General features: G+C 60.8%; 15 protein-coding genes. 7 read left to right on the top strand and 8 right to left on the bottom strand.

Annotated features, from left to right (window positions below):
* Positions 1-79: 79 nt before the first annotated feature.
* Positions 80-2,107, bottom strand: a complete 2,028-nt coding sequence (locus BM174_RS05690; RefSeq protein WP_093922873.1) for an NADPH-dependent 2,4-dienoyl-CoA reductase — start codon at positions 2,105-2,107, stop codon at positions 80-82.
* 251 nt (positions 2,108-2,358) lie between these two features.
* Here BM174_RS05690 and BM174_RS05685 point away from each other — a divergent pair, with 251 nt between their 5' ends.
* Both BM174_RS05685 and BM174_RS05680 read left to right on the top strand, forming a co-directional pair.
* The gene (locus BM174_RS05685; protein ID WP_093922872.1) at positions 2,359-2,841 is read left to right on the top strand and encodes an RNA pyrophosphohydrolase; all 483 of its coding nucleotides are present in this window, start codon (positions 2,359-2,361) and stop codon (positions 2,839-2,841) included.
* The gene (locus BM174_RS05680; protein WP_143092424.1) at positions 2,838-3,320 is read left to right on the top strand and encodes a hypothetical protein; all 483 of its coding nucleotides are present in this window, start codon (positions 2,838-2,840) and stop codon (positions 3,318-3,320) included. Before BM174_RS05685 ends, BM174_RS05680 begins: the two co-directional genes overlap by 4 nt.
* On the opposite strand, the gene BM174_RS05675 is transcribed toward BM174_RS05680, so the two are convergent.
* From BM174_RS05675 to nth, 3 genes are read right to left on the bottom strand one after another with little or no spacing between them, the layout of a single operon-like run.
* Positions 3,317-3,913 carry a GNAT family protein gene (locus BM174_RS05675; RefSeq protein WP_093922870.1) on the bottom strand — a complete coding sequence of 199 codons (597 nt, stop codon included), beginning with the start codon at positions 3,911-3,913 and terminating at the stop codon, positions 3,317-3,319. The genes BM174_RS05680 and BM174_RS05675 overlap by 4 nt on opposite strands.
* A 5-nt stretch (positions 3,914-3,918) precedes the next feature.
* Positions 3,919-4,908: an adenosine kinase gene (locus tag BM174_RS05670; protein WP_093922869.1), complete on the bottom strand. Its 990-nt coding sequence runs from the start codon at positions 4,906-4,908 to the stop codon at positions 3,919-3,921.
* Positions 4,905-5,549: an endonuclease III gene (gene nth / locus BM174_RS05665; RefSeq protein ID WP_093922868.1), complete on the bottom strand. Its 645-nt coding sequence runs from the start codon at positions 5,547-5,549 to the stop codon at positions 4,905-4,907. Before nth ends, BM174_RS05670 begins: the two co-directional genes overlap by 4 nt.
* A 103-nt stretch (positions 5,550-5,652) precedes the next feature.
* Here nth and BM174_RS05660 point away from each other — a divergent pair, with 103 nt between their 5' ends.
* Positions 5,653-6,528 carry a methylated-DNA--[protein]-cysteine S-methyltransferase gene (locus tag BM174_RS05660; protein WP_093922867.1) on the top strand — a complete coding sequence of 292 codons (876 nt, stop codon included), beginning with the start codon at positions 5,653-5,655 and terminating at the stop codon, positions 6,526-6,528.
* Positions 6,529-6,675: 147 nt separating this feature from the next.
* The gene (locus BM174_RS05655) at positions 6,676-7,344 is read left to right on the top strand and encodes a YiaD family glycine zipper/OmpA-like lipoprotein (protein WP_093922866.1); all 669 of its coding nucleotides are present in this window, start codon (positions 6,676-6,678) and stop codon (positions 7,342-7,344) included.
* A 105-nt stretch (positions 7,345-7,449) separates the two neighbouring features.
* Here BM174_RS05655 and BM174_RS05650 read toward each other — a convergent pair whose 3' ends face one another.
* On the bottom strand, positions 7,450-8,481 hold the full coding sequence (locus tag BM174_RS05650; protein ID WP_093922865.1) for an NAD(P)/FAD-dependent oxidoreductase: 1,032 nt from the start codon (positions 8,479-8,481) through the stop codon (positions 7,450-7,452).
* 58 nt (positions 8,482-8,539) lie between these two features.
* Between BM174_RS05650 and mnmC2 the strand changes: the two genes are divergently transcribed.
* Together mnmC2 and BM174_RS05640 are read left to right on the top strand one after the other, a co-directional pair.
* A complete protein-coding gene (gene mnmC2, locus BM174_RS05645; protein ID WP_093922864.1) occupies positions 8,540-9,214 on the top strand; it encodes a tRNA (5-methylaminomethyl-2-thiouridine)(34)-methyltransferase MnmC2 in 675 nt (224 codons plus the stop codon).
* The gene (locus BM174_RS05640) at positions 9,211-10,089 is read left to right on the top strand and encodes a DMT family transporter (protein ID WP_281244838.1); all 879 of its coding nucleotides are present in this window, start codon (positions 9,211-9,213) and stop codon (positions 10,087-10,089) included. Before mnmC2 ends, BM174_RS05640 begins: the two co-directional genes overlap by 4 nt.
* Here BM174_RS05640 and BM174_RS05635 read toward each other — a convergent pair.
* Entirely contained in the window at positions 10,045-12,018 is a 1,974-nt protein-coding gene (locus tag BM174_RS05635) for a lytic transglycosylase domain-containing protein (protein ID WP_177209421.1), read from the bottom strand. The genes BM174_RS05640 and BM174_RS05635 overlap by 45 nt on opposite strands.
* Positions 12,019-12,143: 125 nt before the next feature.
* On the opposite strand from BM174_RS05635, the gene dapA reads away from it, so the two are divergent.
* Positions 12,144-13,019 (top strand): 4-hydroxy-tetrahydrodipicolinate synthase, encoded by an 876-nt coding sequence (dapA, locus tag BM174_RS05630; protein WP_093922863.1) that lies wholly within the window; start codon positions 12,144-12,146, stop codon positions 13,017-13,019.
* A 59-nt stretch (positions 13,020-13,078) separates the two neighbouring features.
* Here dapA and BM174_RS05625 read toward each other — a convergent pair whose 3' ends face one another.
* The gene (locus BM174_RS05625) at positions 13,079-13,951 is read right to left on the bottom strand and encodes a dimethyl sulfoxide reductase anchor subunit family protein (protein WP_093922862.1); all 873 of its coding nucleotides are present in this window, start codon (positions 13,949-13,951) and stop codon (positions 13,079-13,081) included.
* The gene (locus BM174_RS05620) at positions 13,951-14,697 is read right to left on the bottom strand and encodes a 4Fe-4S dicluster domain-containing protein (protein ID WP_093922861.1); all 747 of its coding nucleotides are present in this window, start codon (positions 14,695-14,697) and stop codon (positions 13,951-13,953) included. Before BM174_RS05620 ends, BM174_RS05625 begins: the two co-directional genes overlap by 1 nt.
* Positions 14,698-14,709 lie beyond the last annotated feature (12 nt).

Genomic DNA, 14,709 nt, shown 5'->3' with positions numbered 1-14,709 from the left:
CGCCAAAGACGCAAATGGCAAGAACCGGCGCCGCTGACATGCAGTCGCGCCGCTCCTAAAATCTGCCGCCAAGCGGTGCTCAGAGCGCGGCAGCCAGTCGCGTGCCTTGATTGATCGCGCGTTTCGCGTCGAGTTCTGCCGCAACATCTGCGCCACCGATCACGTGGCAGGTTTTGCCTTTGGCTTCCAGCGCATCAGCCAGCGAGCGGTCCGACAATTGTCCTGCGCAAAGTACGATCGTATCGGCCTCGATCAGCGTCGGGTTTTCGCGTGCTTCGCCAAAGCTGATATGCAGGCCGTCTGCATCAATTTTCTCATAGTTCACACCCGCAATCATTTTGACCTCTTTCATGGTCAGGGAGGCGCGGTGGATCCAACCTGTTGTCTTGCCCAAACCCTTGCCAACTTTGGTGGGCTTGCGTTGCAGCATGGTGATCTGACGCGCAGGTTTGTGCGGTTGCGGCCCTTCGGGAGCCAACCCGCTGCGGTGCTCTTCGGGGTCAGTGACGCCCCATTCGCGCATCCATTCCGGCAGGTTCAGCGTGGTGCTGTCGCCGTCGTGGACCAGATGCTCGGACACATCAAAGCCGATCCCGCCCGCGCCGATCACCGCAACCCGCTGGCCGACCTCGACAGTGCCTTTCAGCACATCGATATAGCTGACCACTTTGCCGCTGTTCTGGCCCGGAATCTGCGGATCACGAGGCACCACGCCGGTCGCGATAATCACTTCGTCAAAGCCGTCCAGATCATTGGCCGAGACTTCGGTATTGAGCTTCACCGTGACGCCATGGTGGTCGACCATGGTGCGATACCACTCGACGAAACCCCAGAACTCTTCCTTGCCCGCGACCTGTTTGGCGAGGTTTAACTGGCCGCCAATCTCGGACGCGCGGTCAAAGATGGTGACGCTATGGCCCCGCTCGGCGGCAGTAATCGCGGCGGAAAGCCCTGCAGGCCCCGCGCCGACAACAGCGATGGTTTTCGGTGCTGCGGTTGCTTCGATCTTCAACTCGGTCTCATAGCAGGCGCGCGGATTAACCAGACAGGTGGAGATTTTGCCGCCAAAGGTATGGTCTAGGCAGGCCTGGTTGCAGGCGATGCAAGGCGCGATCCGGTCGGCGTGTCCGGCCATCGCCTTCGCGACAAAATCGGCGTCTGCCAGCATTGGCCGCGCAAGACTGACCATATCGGCGCAGCCATCGGCCAGCAGCTCTTCGGCGACCTGCGGTGTATTGATGCGGTTGGAAGTGATGATCGGGATGCCGACCTTGCCCATCAGCTTTTTCGTCACCCAAGCAAAGGCCGCGCGCGGCACCGAGGTGGAAATTGTCGGGATACGTGCCTCATGCCAGCCAATACCGGTATTGATGATCGTCGCACCAGCTTTCTCGATTTCCTGCGCCAGTTGCACAACTTCGGCATGGGTCGAACCATTGGGCACCAGATCAATCATCGACAGGCGGTAGATGATGATGAACTCCGCGCCGACGGCCTCGCGGACCCGTTTCACGACCTCGATCGGCAGGCGCATCCGGTTCTCGTACGAGCCGCCCCAACGGTCGGTGCGTTTGTTGGTGTGGGTAACCAGAAACTGGTTGAGGAAATAACCTTCGGAGCCCATCACCTCGACCCCGTCATAGCCCGCCTGTTTGGCGCGCAAGGCGCAGGCCGCGATATCGGCGATCTGCTTTTCGATACCTTCTTCGTCCAGCTCCTTAGGCGCGAACATAGAGATCGGAGACTTCACCGCCGAGGGCGCGACACATTCGGGCGTGAAAGCATAGCGGCCCGCGTGCAGGATTTGCATACAGATCTTGCCGCCCGCCTCATGGACGCGCTGGGTGATTACGCTGTGGTTATCGATGTCCTTTTGGCTGGTCATCATCGCCGCGCCATGCGCGACCGAGCCTTCGGGGTTGGGACCGATACCGCCCGTCACCATCAGCCCCACGTCACCGCGCGCGCGGGTCGCGTAAAACTCCGCCACGCGGTTCCAATCCTGCGTTTCCTCCAGCCCTGTGTGCATCGACCCCATCAGCACGCGGTTTTTGAGCGTAGTGAAACCCAGATCAAGCGGAGCAAGCATATGCGGATAGTTGGACATAAAGGACCTCTGGCTAAAACGGTTTCGCTAAGGGATGACCTTAGATGCGCCTCAAGTCACGTACAACGCGGCGTCAATCGCTGTGGCGGTTCAGGGCGGGCGGGACCTATGTCAGACTCAGGCCGGTTCTTGCCTGCAGGTTTTGCGCGCTGCGCCGCGCCATTCCGCACGGGGATGTTTCATGCTATCGAAAGGCTCAGATTTTGCTACCGCAGGGCCGGCCGCCCTGCCGGAGATGGAGACCCCCTGCGATGACCCCCGAAGATATTTCCAAACTGCCGTACCGCCCCTGTGTCGGGGTGATGCTGATCAATGCAGAAGGCGAGGTTTTCGTCGGCCAGCGCCGCGACCGTGATCAGGACGCTTGGCAGATGCCGCAGGGTGGGGTTGAAAAGGACGAGGACCCGGCCGAGGCTGCCCTGCGCGAGCTGGAGGAAGAAACCGGCGTAGCGCGTGATCTGGTCGAGGTGGTGGCGGAGACCGCGACGTGGCTGCCCTATGATCTGCCGCATGATCTGGTGCCGCGCATCTGGAAGGGTCGGTTTCGCGGGCAGGAGCAGAAGTGGTATCTGATGCGGTTTCAGGGCCGTGACGATCAGGTGAATATCGAAACCGAACATCCCGAGTTTTCCCAGTGGCGATGGTTGCCACATGGTCAGTTGGTCGCGGGAATCGTGCCATTCAAGCGCGCGGTTTACGAGGCCGTTTTAACCGAGTTCAAGGCGTATTTATGATGAGAAGATTTGTTGTTTTGCTTGCGGCACTTGTGCTGCCCGTACAGGCCTCGGCGCTATCGTGCCTCGCGCCATCGGTTCAGCGGACCTTTAACGAGGTGCATGCCGCGCCTGAGACTTACGTGGTGGTGCGCGGGCGGTTAACGCTGGATCCACGCAAGTTGCCGCGCAACAATCACGGGACCAGCAAGCCAGCGAAAATGACCCAAGTGCCCGCGAAACTGATCGGCAAATCGATGAGTAAATCTGGCTTCGTCGTGCCGTTCGAAAATACCGTCATGTTAGAGGTCGCCTGCTATGGACCGTGGTGCGGATCGGTGGCCAACGGGCAAGAGACACTGGCCTTTGTGAAGCGCGACGCGGGCAGCTATGCGCTGGGCATCAACCCCTGCGGCGGGCGGGCCTTCACCAATCCGTCAGCCGCCGATCTGAAAAAGGTGCTGGGCTGTTTCAACGGCGCCGCCTGCGACGCGCCCTAGGCGCGCAACAGAGGCACGTGCGGTGCTGCATTTTCCGGCAGTAGCCCGATCTGGCGCGGATCATCGGCAATCTCGATCTCTTGCTGATAGGGCGTAAAGCCGCTGCGCTTGTAGAAATCCACTGCCTGCGGGCTGTCAAAGGTGCAGGTATGAACGTGGAAGCTCGAGATCGGCTGCGCCCACGCCATCGAGATCGCCTCGTTCATCAAATAGCGCCCGGCGCCCGAACCGATAAGGGCCGATGTCAGCCCGAAATAGGCCAGTTCACATTCACCTTGGGTGCGGAAATCAAGCTCCAACAGCGCCTCGTCTCGCCCGCCACGGCTCAGAGTGTGGAAAGTGACTTTGGGATCATCGAGTATCGCCTGTAGCTTTTCGTCTGCCATCGCCAGCCGTCCAAACCACAGCCAATCCTGCCCGCCGACACGGGTAAAGATATCGCGGTACCAGTCGAGGTCGGGGGTAACCTGTCGCAGTTCCAGCCCGTCGGGCAGGGCAACTGGCCGCAACGGTGCCGCGGCCTGCATTTCGAGGTGGGTGACCACCGTCGCGACCTTACCCAGTGGCACTTTGTGAAATCCGTCAGCTAACATTTGTGTCACACCAGCCCTTGCGCTTTGAACAACGCCATGATGTCGGTCTCGGGCCGGGGGCCGATGTGGCTGATGACTTCCGCCGCACAGATATTCCCCATGCGCCCGCAAGTCTCCAGATCACGGCCCGTTGCCAGCCCATAAAGGAAACCTGCGGCAAACTGGTCGCCCGCGCCGGTGGCGTCAACGGGCACGATCCGTGTCACCGGCACATCAACGCGCTCCTCGCCACGGATCAATGTCACCCCGTCGCCGGAACGGGTGCAAACAACCAGCGGGCAAATCTCGGCAGTTTTGACCAGCGCGGCTTCGGTATCATCCGTCTCCCAAAGGGCGCGGATTTCGGCTTCGTTGCCAATGACAAAGCCTAGATCGTTCTGGATAAGGGCAAGGAAGTCGTCGCGGTGGCGCTCGACACAGAAAGGATCGGAAATGGCGATGCCTGCCATACCGCCGCCTGCAGTGGCTGCGCGTGCGGCTTCCCGGAAAGCAGATTTGCCTGCGTCATGATCAAAAAGGTAGCCTTCGAGAAACATCAGCTTGGCCTTGGAGGTCACCGCCTGCGGCACGTCCTCAGATGTAAGACCCGTGGAGATGCCCAGATAGGTATTCAGCGAACGTTCCCCGTCTGGCGTCACAAAAATCATGCAGCGCGAGGTGGGGTTTTCGCCGCCAGAGATCGGCGCATTGACGAAATCAATGCTGATATCGGTCATCGCCTTGGCGTAGAACTGCCCCAACGCGTCATCGCGTACCCGACCGATGAAGGCCGTTTTTAGCCCCAGCGCACCTGCGCCTGCCACCGTGTTTGCCACCGATCCGCCGGGTGTCTGCAGCCGGTCTTTCATCGCGCCGTAGAGCACCTCGCCGCGCTCCCGTTCGATCAATTGCATGATGCCTTTTTCGATGCCCATCAGGTCAAGAAAGCTGTCATCGGCGTGCGAGATTACATCGACAACGGCGTTACCGATGCCAACCAATTCGTAAGTCGTCATTCTGTTTTATCCTCATAGGGGCAAAGGTCGCGGATGATGCAGGTGCGGCACAGCGGTTTGCGTGCGGTGCAGGTATAGCGGCCATGCAAGATCAGCCAGTGATGTGCATGATGCTGGAAGTCAGCAGGAATATGGTCTTCGATGGCGCGTTCGACCACGTCGACGTTTTTGCCCGGTGCGATGCCGGTGCGGTTGCCGACGCGATAGATATGGGTATCGACAGCCTGCGCGGGATAGTTCCACCACATGTTGAGAACCACATTTGCGGTTTTACGCCCGACACCGGGCAGCGATTGCAACGCCGCGCGTGAGTTGGGCACCTCGCCACCAAATTCTTCGACGAGAATTTGGCTCATTTTCATGACGTTCTTGGCTTTTTGCCGGAACAACCCGATGGTTTTGATATGCTCGGTGACCGCATCAATCCCGAGGTCGAGCATTTTCTGCGGTGTGTCGGCCACGGCAAACAGCCCGCGGGTGGCTTTGTTCACCCCTGCATCGGTGGCCTGCGCACTCAGCGCCACGGCGACCACCAACGTATAGGCGTTCACATGTTCCAGCTCGCCCTCGGGGGCGGGGTCCATTTCCTGAAAGCGCGTGAATATTTCGCGCAGGGTATGATAGTCGAGCTGTTTTGCCATGCTCTGGGGTATGGGCAATCGCTGTGGCTAGGGCAAGGCGGGCACGCGAAAAAGGCGCAAGAAACGGGTCGCGTCAGGGCTGCGGGGGGCCTAGATTGATCTCATGACACAGATATCCGCCATACCCGCCCTGCCAACCGACAACGAAGCTGGCTATCATTACCGCGTGATGCGCCGTGCGATTGCCGTGATTGATGGCGCCGAAGACCCGCTGCAGCTTGATCAGATTGCCAGCGAAATGGGCATGTCTGCGGCGCATTTCCAGCGCTTGTTTTCGCGCTGGGTGGGGGTCTCGCCGAAGCGGTACCAGCAATATCTCGCGATTGATCACGCCCGCACCCTGATGCGCGACAGGTTCACCACGCTGGAGGCCGCGCATGAGTTGGGCCTCTCGGGGACGGGGCGGCTGCATGATCTGTTCTTGCGTTGGGAGGCGATGAGCCCCGGCGACTTTGCCCGCAAGGGGGCGGGGCTGACGATCAGTTGGGGCTGGTTTGACAGCCCGTTCGGAAAGGCATTGGTGATGGGTACCGAGAAGGGCATCTGCGGGCTGGGGCTGGCGGATGAAATGGGCGACGCCGCCGCGATGCTAGACCTCACGTCGCGCTGGCCCTCTGCGACCTATGTAGAAGACCCCGCACGACTGGCCCCTTGGGTGCGCACGGCCTTTGGCCTGCAAGACAGCCCTTCTGACAAAGCGCCGCTTTATATGATCGGGGCACCCTTCCAGATCAAAGTCTGGGAAGCGCTCTTGTCGATCCCTTCGGGGCAGGTCACTACTTATTCAGAAATCGCCCAGGCCATCGGCAGCCCGAAAGCCGTGCGCGCGGTGGGGACTGCTGTCGGGCGCAACCCCGTGTCATGGTTGATCCCTTGCCACCGTGCGCTGCGCAAATCGGGCGCGCTCGGGGGCTACCATTGGGGTTTACCCGTCAAACGCGCGATGCTGGCCTTTGAAACCGCCCGCGCCGAGGCATGAACGGGCCTCCCCCTTAGCCTGCCCATAAGGCGGGTTTCCGCCGATTTTTTCAAATCATCTGTTTTATGTGAAACCCAATCCCAATATACCGCGTTGGTACAATGATGCCCTGCCCGAACGGGGCCCGTAAACATGAAGGCAGTAGATATGATTACTACAAAAATGACTCTGGCCACCGTTCTGGCTGGCACACTTGCGCTCGGCGCTTGCACAACAACTGGTCCAATTGGCGCTGGCCCCAGCGATCCGAACCAGAAAACCAAAAACGGCGCATTGATTGGTGCCGGTGCTGGTGCGGTTATAGGCGCGCTTTCGGCGGGCGACGGCAACCGTGGCGATGCGGCCCTTAAGGGTGCCGTTTTGGGCGGGGCTTTGGGCGCTGGCGTGGGTTATTCCCTCGACAAGCAAGAAGCCGACCTGCGCCGCCAGCTTGATAGCAACGTCATCATCACCAACACCGGTGATCGTCTGATCGTGACCCTGCCACAGGATATCCTGTTCGCCACCGACAGCACATCCGTTCAACCGGGCCTGCGCGACGACCTGCGGGCGTTGGCGAACAACGTCAATGTTTACTCCAACTCCACGCTGCAGGTCATTGGCCACACAGACAGTGACGGCGCTGCTTCTTACAACCAGCAGCTCTCTGAAGGCCGCGCCAACGCGGTTGCGAACATCCTGATTGCTGACGGTGTGCCATCCTCGCGGGTGCGGGCCATGGGCCGCGGCGAAAGCCAGCCTGTCGCCAGCAACCTGAACGCCTCGGGCAAAGCGCAAAACCGCCGCGTCGAGATCGTGATCCTGCCGAACGCCTAAACCGTCCGGCACTGCAAGATGTAAAAAACAGCCCCGGCCTTTGGTCGGGGCTGTTTGCGTTTTAAACACTTTCGCCTGCCTGGCTGTACTCGGGCCAAGTAAGGCTCAGAGATTATCGCTAAATCGGAACCCGTCCGGTATTCGGTCATGCCCTTCCAATACTAAATCAGCCATCACCTCAGCAACCTTTGGTGCCATGCCAAACCCGATCTTGAAACCGCCGTTAGCGATGAACTGATCGGGTCGGTCTGGCCATACGCCCAACATTGGCGCGCGGCTGCGGCTGCGCGGGCGCACCCCCGCCCAGCGTTCAATCACTGGCGCATCACGCAAAGCCGGCACAGCGGCCCGCGCCGCCGCGATAACCGCATCTAGCTGTTGGTCGGTGTCGTAGGGTGCGGAATATTCGCGCTCGGTGGTGGAGCCGACAGCCACGGTTCCGTTGGTATGGGGGATCATATGAACGCCTTGGCCGAACAACTGCGGCAAGCCCCGCGCGTCATAGGCCAGCACTGCCGCTTGGCCCTTAATACCAGCCCCGATCTGGCGTGGGAATTGGCTGTTGAGCTCTTCCAGACCTGCAGCGCCAGTCGCCCAGACCGTGCGACCTTGATCCTCGCCCTCGGCCACGACCTCAACCCCTGTCACCGCGAGCGCCTTGACCATTGCATCACAGGCGGCCCGCGGATGGATCAGCGCGCTCAAGGTGTCATGCACCAGCCAGCCTGTCGGGCTTTCTGGCGCCCAAGCGTCGCTTGAAGCTGGCACCACCTGCCACGTGGCGCGGCCCTGCCACAGATCGGCAGCAGCGGCGCTGCGTTGATGCGCAAGGCTCAGGGCGTGATCGTCGGCCACAGGCTGCAATCGACCTGACGGCGCATAGCCCGATATGCCACCGCCCACCGCCTCGATCTCGGCCCAGAACGCCGGCGCCATCAGGAGGCTTTCAAGCTGAAATGCCTTCTTGGGGTTCCAGTTTTCGGGCACATGCGGGGCCAAGGCACCGACGACGCCACCGCTGCTGCCTGCGGCCGGACCATTGGGATCAATGACGCGCACCCGTGCGCCGCGCTGGACGCAGGCCCAAGCGATGCTCAGGCCGAAAATACCGGCCCCGCGTATGGTGATATCGGCCATTGCCAATGTGTGCTCCTTTGCGCAGTGTCTGCGCGACAAGGGCTTACTAGGTGCGCGCGTGCAGAACCAGACCGATAAACTGACGTGGCGGGAGGGCGGCGTGCCTGTCTCGACCCGGTTTGATGACCCATTTTTCAGCCTAGACAACGGCGTTGCCGAAACCGAGCATGTTTTCCTCGCGGGGAATGATCTGCCCTCCCGTTTTCGCGCGGGCTTCCAGATAGCCGAGTTGGGCTTTGGCACCGGATTGAACCTGTTGGTGGCTTGGGACTGTTGGACACGGTCAGGGATGCTGGGCCCGTTGCACTTCACCAGCTTCGAGGCGTTTCCGATGGCGCCCGAGGACATGCGGCAAGCCCACACGAGCTTCCCCGAATTTAACGGCAAGCGCGATTTGCTCGGCGCTGCCTGGGGCGGGGCGGGCGGCGTTTTTGACCTGCCGGGCTTGCGGCTTGAGGTCATTGCCGGAGATGCCCGTACCAGTCTGCCTGCGTGGCCGGGGCAAGCGGACGCATGGTTTCTGGACGGGTTCTCGCCTGCCAAGAACCCCGAACTCTGGGCGCCTGAGTTGATGGCCGAGGTTGCCGCCCATACCGCACCCGATGGGACCGCCGCGACCTATACTGCCGCGGGGCATGTGCGGCGCGGGTTGGCGGATGCGGGTTTTGACGTAACGCGCGTCGGCGGCTATGGCCGCAAGCGCCACATGACCCGTGCAAGGATGCCGCAGTGAGCCAGTCCAACAACATCCCGCTGGGCATCATTCTGATGATCGCGACCACCTTTGTGTTTGCCGTGCAGGACGGGTTGTCGCGCCATCTGGCCAGCGAATACAATGTGCTGATGGTGGTGATGATCCGCTATTGGTTCTTCGCCGCCTTCGTGATCGCGATTGCACGGCGCAAGGCGGGCGGGATCAGGGCCGCGGCACAGACATCCCAACCACTGTTGCAAACCGTGCGCGGGCTGCTGCTGGCCGCCGAGATTTGCGTGATGGTGATCTCCTTTACCATCCTAGGGCTGGTGGAAAGCCATGCGGTCTTTACCTGCTATCCGCTGTTGGTCGCGGCGCTGTCGGGGCCGGTGTTGGGCGAAAGTGTCGGCTGGCGCAGGTGGGCGGCGATCGGTGTGGGGTTCATTGGCGTACTGATCATTCTGCAACCGGGCATGAAGGTCTTCGACCCCGCTGCAATCATTCCGCTGTTGGCAGCGGCGATGTTCGCGATTTACGGACTGTTGACCCGTTTTGTGGCGCGAAAGGATTCTTCGGCCACCAGCTTTTTCTGGACCGGTGTCACCGGATCCGTGGCCATGACGGCGGCGGGCATCTGGTTTTGGCAGCCGATGACCGGCCCTGACTGGATCGTAATGGGCTGTCTGTGCATCACTGGCGTGACGGGGCATTGGCTGCTGATCCGATGCTACGAGGTCGCCGAGGCCAGCGCCGTGCAGCCCTTCGCCTATCTGCAACTGGTCTTTGCTGGCATCATCGGCGTGTCGGTCTTTGGCGAGGATATCGAGACCAATGTTGCCATCGGCGCAGGGCTGATCGTGGCGGCGGGGCTATTTACTTTTTGGCGCGAACGCCTTCAGCGTCGTACCGGTTAACTCCTGCGAAAACGGCACCGGCAGCGGATCTTTTCCCAGCCGAGCGCGGTAGACCGGCAGGCTCTCGGTGACGCGCATGATGTAGTTTTGCGTCTCGCGGAACGGGATCATTTCGACCCAATCGACGATATCAATCTCGCCTTTGCGCGGATCGCCGTAATCCTTTACCCACCGGTTCGGGCGACCGGGCCCCGCGTTATAGGCCGCAGCCATCATCGCCACGTTGCCGTCAAAACGACCGGCCATCTGGCTTAGATACGTCGCGCCGAGCTTGGCGTTGTAGTCAGGATCAGCGGTCAGCCGGTCCGTGCTGTGCAGGGCACTGATGCCCAAATCACGGGCGACGTCCTTGGCAGTGCCGGGCATCACCTGCATCAAGCCCCGCGCGCCCACGCCGCTTTGGACAATGGGATTAAATTCACTTTCGCGCCGCGCAATCGCCAAGGTCATCTCGGTCGCCATCGGCAGGTCCATTTTGACCAGTGAATGCAGCGGGTAATAGGGCGCGGCGACGGTCAGCCCACGCTGTGCGGCCCGCTTGCCGATCATCACGGCCAGATGTGGCTGACCTACGTCAATCGCGGCCTGACCCAAAAGCTCCAAATCATCGCTGAGCAACTGGCCCGCGAGGTGGGTCCAGAACCGTTTCGCTACGTCCAGCTCGCCCGAGGCTTGCAGCAACATGCCCGCCTCAAACAGCGGTGCGCGCGCCAGCGGCGAGGTGCGCCAGTCGCGTTTGGGTTTGTCACCTTTGAGGCTTTCGTCAAACGGCAGGCCGCCCCGTTCTGCGGCGAGCAGCCCGTAAAACGCGGTCTGGAACTGGGCGCCCATGGCATAGGCTTTGGCAGCACCTTCGGTATCGCCCATCGCTTCACGGGCGCGTCCGCGCCAGTATCCGGCGCGGCCTTGGCTGATTGGCGATTCAACAGCGCCGTCATGGGCCATGAAGTGTTTCAGCGCGAGTTCGGGGTCCTTGAGAAAGCGCAGGGCGAGATAGCCAGACAGCCACTCAAGATCGGCAAAGTCCGAGCCCTCGGTGAGAAAGTGCCGCGAGGCGATCTTGTAAGCGGTCTCATAGTTGCCATCGCGCATTTCGTCGCGGGCCATGGCGCGGCGGCGGTTGGACCATGCGCCCGGCTGGCCCAAATTCTCAGCAGTGGTTGACCGTTCAAGCAACAGCGATTTCGCATCGTCCCAAAGGCCCTTGCGCACACGCCATTCAAAGCGGGCATGGGCCAGTCCGGCATCGCCCGCTTTGCTGGCAGGTAGAGCGGCGATCATTGCGTTCACATTGCCCTCGCGCTTTTGCAGCGCAATGCGGGTTTCGGCCAAAGCCACGTCTTCCTTGCTGACCAGATCAAACATTTGGCGGGCTTCGCTATGTTCACCCTGCCAGAGCATCTCATCCAAGCGTGCGCGATGGTGTGGTTTCAACAAAGCCGCGTGTTCGGCCAGAAACCGTGCTTGCGAGGTAGTGTTCATCGGCATCGTGCGCCATGCCAGAACCAGATCAGCCTCTGCCTCGCCTTTCTTCCCCGTACGGGTTAGCGCGGCGGTATGAGCCAAAACGCCGCTCGGGGTCTGGGGCGGCATCTCGGCGAAAAAGGCAAGAATCGCCGGATCATCCTGATCGGCGACCATATCTTCGGCCCGCTTGCGCAGGAAATCCTCGCCCGGCCAGTCGGGGCGGCGGTCAAGAAACGCGCGGACGTCCCCGTAGGAGCCGCCACCAGCCCGCAGGCGGTGCCATTCGATGACATCAACTGCCACCGGACCGTCGCGCTGTGCAATCATCGCGGCAGTTTCCCAGTTGCCGGAACGCATCGCATCCATCGCCCAACCCAAGGGGCGGGGACGTTGCGCACTGGCGGGCAACGCCATGGCAAAAACGAGCAGAAGGGCGGTCAGAACGCGTGTCATGACTTGCATTTCCCATGTGTCAGAGGCTAGAGCCTTGCAACATAAGCCTTACAGTAGTGTAAACAACTTAGATTTTTACACATCGGCAGCAATCGACCGGTTTCCCCCGGCCAGCGCAAAAAAGGAGCGTGCATATGTTCAAAGGCTCGATGCCTGCACTCGTCACGCCGTTTCAAAACGGCGAGCTGGATTTGGAAACGCTGAAGAAACTCGTTGATTGGCACATTGCCGAAGGCTCTAACGGTTTGGTGCCGGTGGGCACGACCGGCGAATCGCCGACCCTGACCCACCGCGAGCACGAGATTGTGGTTGAGGAAGTGGTGAAGGCTGCAGCAGGCCGTGTGCCCGTAATTGCCGGTGCCGGATCGAACAATACGGTTGAAAGCATCCGCCTTGCCCAACACGCCGAAAAAGTCGGCGCTGATGGGCTGTTGGTGGTGACGCCCTATTACAACAAGCCGACCCAGCGCGGCATGGTGGCGCATTTTACCGCCGTCCATGACTGCTGTGACCTGCCGATCATCATCTACAACATTCCACCCCGGTCGATGGTCGATATGAGCCCTGACACTATGGGTGAGTTGGCGAAGCTGCCGCGTATCGTCGGCGTCAAGGATGCGACAGCGGATGTTTCGCGGGTCAGCGCCCAGCGGATCACCTGTGGCAAGGATTTCATCCAGCTTTCCGGTGAAGACGCGACGGCGCATGGCTTTAACGCCCAAGGTGGTGTTGGCTGTATTTCGGTCACCGCAAACGTCGCGCCGAAGTTGCTGGCGAAGATGCAAGCGGCCTGCACGGCGGGTGATTATGCGGCGGCACTTGAAATTCAGGACCGGTTGATGCCCTTGCATCAGGCAATTTTTGCCGAGCCCGGGCTTGTCGGTGTGAAATACGCGATGTCGCGGCTGGACCTGTGCTCAGAAGAGGTGCGCTTGCCGCATGTCGGGCTAACCGACCGCGCCAAGGCGCTGGTCGATAACGGTCTGCGCCATGCAGGTTTGATGAACTAAGCGACGTTTACGGGCCAAGCTATTGTTATACGTCTAACGCGCGCCCATTGTGGCGCGCGTTATCGTTTGCCGTAGTAGAGACCGACAACATGCTCCGCTTCTGCAAAGAAGAGCCAGCGGGCGGCAAGCACACCTGCGAGATGCGACAGCACTGCGAGCAGCGCTTCGATGTGGTGGAATGGCAAAAGCAACAATATCACCGGCACCACCGCCATCAGCATGATCGCGATGATCCGTAGCTTGAAGCTGTGTTTGCGGCCAATCACATAGACAAATTCGCGCAGCAGATAGTTGGTGCCGGTATGGGGTGGCTCGAAGGCGCGTACCTTGCCGATAGTGCCAAGCCGTGTCGCGCTGGCCATGTTGGTGCCGGATCGGGCGAATGCACCATCACCGATCAGCCATGTCGCCAACTGCACGGCCCCCGCGACGAGTAGCAGCACGATGGCCCAAGTGACCTGTCCGGCCAGCAATGCCCCGCCCGCGATGCTGAGCGATAGGAAGTTGACGGGGGTCAGCTTTTGATGCCAGCGCGGGATCGCTTTTAGCTGGGCGTAGATCATCGATGTGCTGAACACCGCGCCCAGTGAAAGCGCCGCACCGATCAACCCGACCGGCCACCAGTGCTGATCGAAAAACACCAGACCAGCGCCATGGACCGCCATGACCAACAGGGCCAGAACCGCGAGCCAGCCTTCGCGCGAGAGCCAGCTTGTGCGCCATTGGGTAAAGGCCTTGAGCGCCCTTTCGGGGTGGCCGAGGTGGAAGGTCGAGGCGATCAGCCCGCCGACCGCCAGCAGATAGGCGATGACATAGAACACAAAGGCGACCCAGCCGGTCACGGCGGGCAGGCCGATGCCGAGCCATGCCAGAAGGCCGAAGCCCAGCCCTGAAAAGGTCGAGAAGATGATAACGGAAGGTGCGGGGTGCATCAGAGTTTCTCCAGCGCCTTGTCGAGCCAGCCAAGGAAACCTTTTGGCTCCGCGTCGATCGGGGCAAGAAAGGGGGCAAGTATGTCAATGTCGCCCAAAGTGTCTTTTGGGCGCGGGGGCAGGTATTTGTTGACCGGCTTGGTGCCTTGTTCGGGCATCAGGTCCATACCGCCACGCTCTGCCACAAGCACGCTTACATCGCTGTCAGGATCGCCGAGATCGCCAAAATGCCGCGCACCGGCGGGGCAGGTGCGCACGCAAGTCGGGATGCGGTCTACTTCGGGAATATTCTCGTTATAGATCCGGTCGACGCAGAGGGTGCATTTCTTCATCACCTTTTCGACCTGATCCATTTCGCGCGCGCCGTAAGGGCAGGCCCATGCGCAAAGGCCGCAGCCGATACAGTCGCTTTCATTGACCAGAACGATGCCGTCTTCGACGCGTTTGTAGCTGGCGCCTGTCGGGCAAACGGTAACGCAAGGGGCGTCTTCGCAGTGCAGGCAGGACTTGGGGAAGTGGACGAGTTGGGCCTGACCCTCGGGCGGCTGGACCTCGTAGCTGTGGACACGGTTGAGGAAGGTGCCGGAGGGGTCAGCGCCATAGGGGCTTTGATCTGACAGCGGCGCGCCGTAATTCTCGGTGTTCCAGCCTTTGCAAGAGATCACGCAGGCATGGCAGCCGACGCAGGTATCAAGGTCGATCACAAGGCCGAGCTTACGGGTGGTTGACTGTGGGAGGGATGTCATCGGCGGTCCTCC

This window comes from Sulfitobacter brevis (assembly GCF_900112755.1).
GTDB lineage: Bacteria > Pseudomonadota > Alphaproteobacteria > Rhodobacterales > Rhodobacteraceae > Sulfitobacter > Sulfitobacter brevis.
This window is presented reverse-complemented; position numbering and strand designations above follow the sequence as displayed.